Annotated in this window: 6 protein-coding genes and 1 tRNA gene; 4 read left to right on the top strand and 3 right to left on the bottom strand. The window is 72.2% G+C overall.

Annotated features, from left to right (window positions below; all coding sequences use genetic code 11):
* Nucleotides 1–251: 251 nt before the first annotated feature.
* Nucleotides 252–986, bottom strand: a complete 735-nt coding sequence (locus ACIQK6_RS30685) for a GPP34 family phosphoprotein (protein WP_329101026.1) — start codon at nucleotides 984–986, stop codon at nucleotides 252–254.
* A gap of 423 nt (nucleotides 987–1,409) precedes the next feature.
* Between ACIQK6_RS30685 and ACIQK6_RS30680 the strand changes: the two genes are divergently transcribed.
* The 4 genes from ACIQK6_RS30680 (at nucleotide 1,410) to ACIQK6_RS30665 (ending at nucleotide 7,726) form a co-directional block, all read left to right on the top strand.
* Nucleotides 1,410–3,755, top strand: coding sequence for a hypothetical protein (locus ACIQK6_RS30680; RefSeq protein ID WP_402695925.1), 2,346 nt, complete (start codon nucleotides 1,410–1,412; stop codon nucleotides 3,753–3,755).
* A gap of 104 nt (nucleotides 3,756–3,859) precedes the next feature.
* Entirely contained in the window at nucleotides 3,860–5,815 is a 1,956-nt protein-coding gene (locus tag ACIQK6_RS30675; RefSeq protein WP_402695924.1) for an MFS transporter, read from the top strand.
* A 112-nt stretch (nucleotides 5,816–5,927) separates the two neighbouring features.
* Entirely contained in the window at nucleotides 5,928–6,131 is a 204-nt protein-coding gene (locus ACIQK6_RS30670) for a hypothetical protein (RefSeq protein WP_402695922.1), read from the top strand.
* A 248-nt stretch (nucleotides 6,132–6,379) separates the two neighbouring features.
* Complete coding sequence (locus tag ACIQK6_RS30665) at nucleotides 6,380–7,726, top strand: ATP-binding protein (protein WP_329101030.1); 1,347 nt, start codon at nucleotides 6,380–6,382, stop codon at nucleotides 7,724–7,726.
* Here the strand turns inward: ACIQK6_RS30665 and ACIQK6_RS30660 are convergent.
* Together ACIQK6_RS30660 and ACIQK6_RS30655 are read right to left on the bottom strand one after the other, a co-directional pair.
* On the bottom strand, nucleotides 7,629–8,471 hold the full coding sequence (locus ACIQK6_RS30660; RefSeq protein WP_402695921.1) for a nitroreductase/quinone reductase family protein: 843 nt from the start codon (nucleotides 8,469–8,471) through the stop codon (nucleotides 7,629–7,631). The genes ACIQK6_RS30665 and ACIQK6_RS30660 overlap by 98 nt on opposite strands.
* 231 nt (nucleotides 8,472–8,702) lie before the next feature.
* A tRNA-Arg gene (locus ACIQK6_RS30655) sits at nucleotides 8,703–8,775 on the bottom strand.
* Nucleotides 8,776–8,782 lie beyond the last annotated feature (7 nt).

Here is an 8,782-nt window from a genome sequence, read left to right as displayed (position 1 = left end):
GCGGTTTTTTTGGTTTTCACCCCCCCCCCCCCCGGGGGGGGGGGGGGGGGGGGCCCCCCCCCCCACACCCCCCGGGGGGGGGGGGGGGGGGCCCCCCCCCCCCCCCCCCCCCCCCCCCCGCGCTGGCGGCTCCCGAACCGACCGGGTCCTCGCGGACGTCGGTCTGGGCGGTGGCGTTGCGATGGTGGTGCGGTGAAGCGGTGAAGCGGTGGAACGGGTGATCGGGTGGATCGGGGGTGGGTCGGGGTGGATCAGTGCGCGGCCGCGCGGGCCATCGCGCCCGTCCGGCGCGGCTGCAGCGGAACGCTGCTCGCCGTGACCCGGGCCGGCGGTGCGGGTGCGCGGTCACGGCGTGGCTGTGCGGCCACACCGTTCTGGACGTCCATCACGGCGTGCGCCACGAGTCCGCCCATCGGGTCGTGCCGGATCAGGTCCCGCAGTCGGGACCTGGACGACCGACCCTCGTTGCCGGGGTACAGGTGCTTGCCGAGTCCGACCGCGTGGGCCAGTGCGGCGAGCGCCGCGGTCCGCGGGTCCGGCGGTACGCCGGTGCGGATCGCACTGTCGAGCCGGGCTCGGATCTCCCGGCTGATCTCCGTGTCCGTCGCCTGGTAGCGAGTCGTCGGAAGCACTCCGCACATCTGTCCCGCCACGGCATGGACCATGCCGCAGCGCTCCAGATGGGCGAGGTAAATCTGGCGGAGCCCCAGTCGGGGTCCACCGATCCAGTGGACGGCCCGTACCGGACTGCCGCGCCTGCGCAGCAGTTCCAGTGCGGAGTCCAGAGTCGGATCTCCTGTCGGCCGTGGCATCACCACGGCGATACGATCCCCATCAGGGGCTATCCGTCCTGCCAGAGCCAGCTCCACTAGCTGTGCCCCGGCCAGGCCGAGGTCGAGCGACTGCGGCTGCGCCGTGGTACCCGTGGCCGGGTCCAAGGCGAGCAGCAGAAGCTCCTCCGGAATTGTTCTGCGGCTCCTGCCCATCCATGCCTCCCCGCGTGGATGAGTGACAGGGTGACGCCTCTCACATTCATCTGTCGAGAGCGCGTGGTCGCTTTGTGGGGGAACCCGCAGCTATGTCGTTCTCGTCTAGCACGGGGGCGATGCTCCCGAGACGGGACACTGTTAGACATTCGGACAGCCGGACGTGGCGGCGATGGAGGAGGAACGGTGGCGGGCGAGTCCCCCGACAAGTCGGTAGATGAAGGAGCGCCGGGGGCGGCGGAGTCGTCCGCGGAGCGTGATCCGAGGTTGTCCGTGCTCCGGCCGCGCGATCCCGAGAACGGCGGGTCCACTCGTTCCGGCGAGACCGGTGTCGATGTCGATGTCGATGTCGATGTCGATGATGCCGAATCCGGATCGGACGCCGACGGGCCCGATGCACCGCAGGCCGGTGCCGGTGCCGATGTGGATGCCGACGCCGGTGCGGATTCCGAGGCACGAGCCGACGGGCCCGATGCGCCGCGGGCCGGTGCCGGTGTCGGTGCTGAGTCCGGTGGCGGGCGTGACCCGCTGCGGGACGCGGTGGCGGCGTGGGTCGCCTCCGCCGACGATGGCGATGACGATGGCGATGCTGCCGAGGCTTCCGCTTCGGCGGACGGAGAGGCGGACTCGGACGAGCCCGACGCCGTCGATTCCGGCACGCCTGAAGCCCGTACCGAGACGTCGGACTCAGATTCCGATTCCGGTCCTTCCGTCGCCCCCGCGCCGGCCGAGAAGCCCAAGGGCGAGGAGCCCGCGGACAACGAGCGCACTGCCGTCTTCCGCGCCTTCCAGCCCGTCAAGCCGAAGCCCGCGGCTGAGCAGGGGAAGGCCGACGGGCCCGCGGACAGTGAGCGCACTGCCGTGTTCCGCGCCTTCAAGACCGATTCCGTTTCGACTCCTGCCGCCGAGCCGTCGAAGCCCGCGGCTGAGCGGCCGAAGGGCGAGGAGCCGGCGGACAGCGAGCGCACCGCGGTGTTCCGCGCCGTGAAGCCCGCCTCCGCTTCTGCTCCGGCCCCGGCTGCTGGGCCGAAGCCCGCGGCTGAGCGGCCGAAGGGCGAGGAGCCGGCGGACAGCGAGCGCACCGCCGTCTTCCGCGTTCCGAAGGTGGACGCGGCCGAGGCGGCGGCTGCCCCGAAGTCGGACCCCGCCAAGCCCGCTGCCGCGAGGCCGGCCCTGGCCAAGCCGACCGCGGCCGAGCCCGCCGCCAAGCCCGCGGAGGCCGAGCCCGCCGCGGCCAAGCCTCCGGCCGCCAAGCCCGCCGCCGTGGCCAATCCCCCGGCCGCCAACGCTGCCGGGGCCAAGCCCGCCGGGGCCAAGCCCGCCGGGGCCGAGGCCGCGGTCGAGCCGCCCAAGGGCAGCACCTTCGTGCCGCTGCGTCCGGAGGGCATCGCGCCCGCGGCCGAACCGCGGCCGAAGGTTCCGGTGCCGCCCGCCGTCGCGCGGCTCGACCACTCCGAGCGGACCACGCAGCAGCCGCTGCCGCCCAAGCCGCCGCTCGACATGCTCGCGGACCTCACGAACAACCCGCCCCCGCCGCCGAGCCCGATGCGCACCGCCATCCGGCGGGTCAAGATCTACGCGCCGCTCGTGGCGCTCCTGGTGGTCATCCTGGCCGTCGTGCAGCTGGTCCGCCCGCTGCCCGAGCCGAAGCTCGTCATGACCGGCAAGTCCTCGTACACCTTCGAGGGCGGCAAGCCCCAGCTGCCGTGGCCCACCGAGGGGCAGGCGTACATGGCGGCCGCCGGTCTCGGCACGCTCGGCCAGTCCGGCGAACAGAAGCCCGTACCGATCGCGAGCGTCACCAAGTCGATGACGGCGTACATCATCCTGCGCGACCACCCCATCAAGAAGGGTGAGCAGGGCGAGATGATCGAGATCGACAAGACGGCCGAGACCGAGGGCAAGAAGAACAACTCGACCGACAACGAGTCCACCCTCGACACGGTCAAGGAGGGCGACAAGATCTCGGAGTACGACGCGATCGCCGCCCTGATGATCCCGTCGGCCAACAACATCGCCCGGCTGCTCGCGCGCTGGGACTCCGGGTCGCAGGAGGCGTTCGTCAAGAAGATGAACGACACCGCGAAGGAACTCGGCATGACCAACACGACGTACACGGACCCCTCGGGTCTGGACGCGACCACGGTCAGCACCGCCGAGGACCAGGTGAAGCTGGGCCTGAAGCTCGTCGAGATCGAGACGCTGCTCGACATCACCAAGAAGCCCAACTGGGTCGACCCGTACAACAAGAGCTGGCGGAACTGGAACGGCCTCACCGGACCGGCCGGCGCGCTCGGCATCAAGACCGGTACGACGACCAAGGCCGGCGGAAACCTCCTCTTCGCCGCCCAGAAGAAGGTCGGCAACACCAACCAGCTGATCGTCGGAGCCGTCCTCGGCCAGCACAAGCCGTCGATCATCGACACCGTGCTCGCCGCGAGCAAGGAGCTGATGGTCGCCACCCAGAAGGCACTCGACGGCGCGACCGTCGTGAAGAAGGGCCAGGTCGTCGGGTACGTCGACGACGGGCTCGGCGGCCGGACGCCGGTCGTGGCCACCGCCGACGTGCAGGCGGTCGGCTGGGCCTCGCTGACCGTGGACCTCAAGCTCGCGAACGGCGGGGGCAAGCTGCCGCAGACCGCGGCGGCCGGTACCGAGGTCGGCGTGCTGACCGTCGGCGAGGGCGCGAGCCAGGTGAAGGTGCCGGTGGCGCTGAAGAGCGACCTCGCGGCGCCGAGCATCGGCAGCAAGCTGACGCGCGTCGGCTGACATCCGGTGAGAGCGTAGATCCGGCGCCCCGGGCAACCCCGGGGCGCCGGGCCGCGTCTAGGCCCCCGGGAAGTTCGTGTACTCATGGGTTGGGGAGTGCGGCAGTGACCACCACTGAGCAGCAGGGTTGGCACCAGGAGGCCATCCCGTCGGCCGACGGCGCTGCTTCCGGGGTGTCCGCGTCCGCCACGACTGCCACGTCCGCCACGACTGCCGGGTCCGCCACGACCGTCGCCTGCGCGCCACCTTCCGCGCCCGGAGGCACCCGGCCGCCCCGCGGCCCGCTCGCCGCCGCTCTCGACGGCGCCCGGCGCCACCCGGTGGTCGTCGCCACCGTCCTCGCCGGGCTGCTGCACGTCGTTTGGTTCTTCAGCTTCGCCAACAGCGGCGGCGACCTGGCCGCGCAGGACGCCTGGGCCGAGTTCGTGGGTCGCCATCCCGACTCGGCGTACAACCTCGCCTGGTACGGCGGCATGCACCCCGTTTCGTACAGCGTGGTCTCGCCGTACCTCATGCACATGCTCGGTGTCCGGACCACGATGATGATCGCCGGTACCGTCTCGGCCGGGTTGCTCGCGCTGATCCTGACCCGCTGCCGCGGGGCCGTGCGCGAGCCCCTGTGGCCCGCCCTGGCCGGGGTCTACGGCCTGCTCTGCAACGCCCTCTCGGGCCGCGTCACCTTCGGCCTCGGCGTGATGTTCGCGCTCGGCGCCGTCGCCGCCGTCTTCTGCTGGCCCCGAAAGTGGGCGGAGCGGCGCTGGGCCAAGGCCGCGGTGACGGCCCCGCTGGCCGGGCTCGCGACCGCCGCCAGCCCCGTCGCCGGTCTCTTCCTCGGGGTGATCGCGGCCGCGCTGTTCCTGAGCGGGCGGCGCCCGGGCGCGTACGCGCTGGGACTGGCCCCGGTGGCCGTGGTGGGGCTGTCGGCGTGGCTGTTCCCGTTCTCCGGGACGCAGCCGATGAAGATCGGCTCGGCCGGGCTACCGTTCGTGTTCGGGCTGCTGATCCTCTTCCTCGTACCGAGGCGGTGGAAGACCGTCCGGATCGCCTCGGCCGTCTACGCCCTCGGCGTCTTCCTCACCTGGGCGATCGACTCCCAGGTCGGCTCGAACGTCACCCGCCTGGTGATGCTGTTCGGCGGGGCCGCGCTGCTCGCGGCCCTCCCCTACGAGTTCCCGCGCTCGCGGCGCTGGTACGCGGTGCTGCTGGCCTTCGTCGGGCTGAACGCCTGGATCACCACCAACAGCGTCACCGACATCGTCCGCACCACCCCGCTGGCCGCCTGGAGCCGGGAGCTGGCCCCCCTCGTCGACCAGCTGCAGAAGGCGCACGCCGACCGCGGCCGGGTCGAGGTGGTGCCGGCCAGCAGCCACCGCGAGTCCTCCGCCTTCCCCTTGTACGTGAACCTCGCGCGTGGCTGGAACCGGCAGGCGGACCTGGAGCGCAACCCGCTCTTCTACGACGACACCCTCACCGCGGACAGCTACCGGGCCTGGCTCGAGCGCTGGGCCGTGCACTACGTGGTGCTGCCCGCCGACAAACCCGACTCGGGCGGGGTGGACGAGGCGAAGCTGGTGCGCGGGGGGCTCCCCTACCTCCAGCAGGTGTGGGGCGACGCGAACTGGCTGCTCTTCAAGGTCCAGGAGCCCACCGACCTGGTCGCCGGGCCGGCGACCGTGGTGCGGGCGAGCGCCGACCAGTTGGTCGTCGACGTGAAGCAGCCCGGCCGGGTGCTGGTGCGGATCCCGCACTCGCCGTGGCTGGGGCTGGTGGACGCGACGGGCAAGCCCGTACCGCCGCCGCAGGAGACCTCCGCCTCGAAGGCGCGGGGCGGGAGCGGGGAGGGCGGCGCGCTGCGCAAGCAGTACGCGAACACGGCCGGATGCCTCTTCAAGGCCGCTCCGGACGACACCGGGGACGTGTGGACGGAGCTGCTGGCACCGGCGCCGGGGGAGTACCGGGTGGCGGCGAAGTACCAGCTGCCGCGGGGGACGCCCTGCCCGGAGGACCTGGTGCACCAGACGCTGGGCCAGCCGACGCGTCCGGCTCCGCCGCGTCCCTGATCCAGGCTCTTGATCGGAATTCTTTGCACATCGGTCCGGGTGCGTTGGTCCGTATATGTGCATACGATCCCAGTAGTCCGATTGGGTGCTTCCCGAAGGAGTTGACGACGGGATGAAGAAAGAGCAGAAGCGGGATGTCCGGGCGGCCATCGCGAAGGCGCAGGAGCAGGCGCAACCGCCGCGCGCTCCGGGACACGGCTTCAGCGGTCCGGTACGGAGCAAGGTCAAGGGCGGACTGCACACGAAGGCCGCGCTCAAGCGGGCCGGCACTCCGCAGGGCGACCGTATCGGCGAACGCAGCAGTGGTCTGAGCTGACCGTGATGGCACGGCCCTTCCGGCCCGGGTCGGAAGGGCTTCGTGCGCCCCCGGTCCGGCGCGGTGGTCCGGGGTAGTGGTCCGCCCGGCGACCCGCGGCGACCCGCGGCGACCCGCCTCGACCCGTCGCGCCCCGCCTCGATCCGCCTCGATCGGCTGCGATCCGTCGTGATCCGGCCGGAGCCGGTGCGATCCGGCCGGATACCGCCGCTCACCCTCCGGGGCTCGCGCATTACCGTGACGTGACCATGAACGACACGCAGCGCGACGAGCGGTTGCGGCCGCGCCCGCGACTGCCCGCCTGGACCTCGACCCTGACCTGGAAGGCCACGGTCTTCATCACCCTCATGTGCTGCGGACTCGCGGCGCTGCTGGGCTGCCTCGTGCACGGCGCCATGACCCGCCAGACCGTGGGCACGGCCCGCGAGAAGGCGCTGACCCGGCTGGAACGGACCATCGAGGCCTACGAGACCGGCGGGCGCATGCCGCGCGGCGAGGGCATCGACCCGGCCGGCCTACCCCCGGAGCTGCGCGCCCTGGCGGCCGGCGGCAAGCGCGGCACGGCCGTCGGCAGGCACCGGGGCCGGCCCGTGATGTGGGCGGCCGGGCCCGCCGCCCACGGCAGCGCGATAGCCGTCTCCGTGGACTTCCGCGCGAGCGAGCGGACCATCGTCGAACTGGACCGGGCCATCCTCGGCTCCTCCGGGCTCGCCATCGGGGGCACCCTCCTCATCGGCGCGTTCGTCGTCACCCGGATCACCCGACGGCTGCACCTGACCGCGCAGGTGGCCCGCCGAATCAGCGCCGGTGACCTCGACGCGCGCGTCGACGACAGCACGCGCAGCAAGGACGAGGTGGCGGCGGTCTCCCGGGCCCTGGACACCATGGCCTCCTCGCTCCAGGGCAAGCTCGAAGCGGAACAGCGGTTCACGGCGGACGTCGCCCATGAGCTCCGCACCCCGCTGACCGGCCTGAACGCAGCCGCCGAGCTCCTGCCGCCGGGCCGTCCGGCCGAGCTCGTACGGGACCGGGTGCGGGCGATGCGCTCGCTGACCGAGGATCTCCTGGAGATCTCCCGGCTGGAGACGCGCAGCGAACGCCTGGAGCTGGATTCGCACGACCTGGCCGATCTGGCGGCGCGCGCCATCCGCGCCTCGGGCACCGAGACGGCTCTGGAGGTGCGCGGCTCGCGCGGCTCGCTGCGGGTGGACACGGACCGGCGGCGCCTGGAGCGGATCCTGGGCAACCTCGTGGCCAACGCGCACCGCCACGGCGCGGCCCCGGTCACGCTCACGGTCGACGGCCGGACCCTGACCGTCACGGACTCAGGCCCCGGCTATCCGGAGTACGTGCTGACCACCGGCCCGCAGCGGTTCCGTACGGAGGGCACGAACAAGGGCCACGGGCTGGGCCTGACCATTGCGGACGGTCAGGCCCGGGTCCTCGGCGCCACCCTCACCTTCCGCAACCGGGAGGCGGGCGGAGCCGAGGCCCGCGTCACGCTTCCAGGGCCCGCAGGACCGGGAGCAACTGCGCTTCCTCGCCGTCGAGATGGGCTTCCAACTCCCGGCTCATCCGTTCCACCCGCTCGCTGAATCCGACGCTGGGCGCGTCCAGGGCGCGTACCAACTCCTCCTGGAGCCCTGCGATGGCGCGGTGTTCGGAGCCCACCCGGAGGAAGAACTCCCGCATGTGCGGATGCTGTTGCTCCAGGTACGGGAAGAGCCCGGCGTCCTCGCTCCGGTGGTGGAACTCCAGCGAATGGCAGAACGCGAGGCAGCGCTGGCGCAGTTGCAGCCCGAGCGAGGCCGCCCCGGCGCCCTGCGGCTCCTCGCGCGCGAGGTCCCGTACGAGGGCCAGCTGCGCCCGCAGCCAGCCGTGCACCTCGAGCAGCTTCCCGGCGATACCGCCCTCCCGGGCCGGGACCTCGTGGGTGCGCTGGAGCACGACGACGGGGATCACCCGCCGGGTGCGCGCCTGGTACTCCCCGTACCCGGGCTCCGCGCGGACGATCCGCGCGAACAGCTCGTCCCGCCGAGCTCCTTGGGCGGGAACGGCGACGGCCTCGTACGTCTGCGTCCCGGTCTCGACCTCCACGAGGGGCCGCGCGAGCAGATTGTGGTACCAGGCGGGATGCCGGTCGGCCCCGGCGGCGGACGCGACGACGAACAGCTCCCCGCCGCCGTCCTCGCGGGTGAACCCGAGCGGAACGGTGTGCGGCTTGCCGGACCTGGCGCCGGTGGTGGTGAGCAGGATCAGCTCGGAACCTTCGAAGGGCCCGCCGACCTGGCCGGCGTTCGCCCTGAACTCTTCGATGACGGCGTGATTGAACGATGACACGGAGTGTTGACTTCCTCACGGTGTGCGTGCGTGCGACGGCAGCGAAACAACCGAGGGAGATCACCCGTAGCCGGTGGCGTACATGCCCATGGGCCCGGTCCTTCAAGAACAGGTGCCTGCCCAACCACCGCCCGGCCCACATCTCAGTAGGCGGCGTCACGCGACACGTGCGCCATGTAACCACAACGCGAAGAGGCCCCGCGATCGATATCGACCGCGGGGCCTCGTCCGTGCCCTCGGCAGGATTCGAACCTGCGACACCGGCTTTAGGAGAGCCGTGCTCTATCCCCTGAGCTACGAAGGCGGGGGCT

The organism is Streptomyces sp. NPDC091682, from assembly GCF_044756625.1.
In the GTDB taxonomy this organism is placed as follows: domain Bacteria; phylum Actinomycetota; class Actinomycetes; order Streptomycetales; family Streptomycetaceae; genus Streptomyces.
Note: the sequence above shows the minus strand (reverse complement) of the source record. Positions and strands in the feature narration are given on the sequence as shown.

Excerpts from the sequence above, each read along its gene's own strand:
- ACIQK6_RS30685 (WP_329101026.1), bottom strand. The coding sequence starts at position 986 with ATGGGCAGGAGCCGCAGAACAATTCCGGAGGAGCTTCTGCTGCTCGCC.
- ACIQK6_RS30670 (WP_402695922.1), top strand. The coding sequence starts at position 5,928 with ATGAAGAAAGAGCAGAAGCGGGATGTCCGGGCGGCCATCGCGAAGGCG.
- ACIQK6_RS30665 (WP_329101030.1), top strand. The coding sequence starts at position 6,380 with ATGAACGACACGCAGCGCGACGAGCGGTTGCGGCCGCGCCCGCGACTG.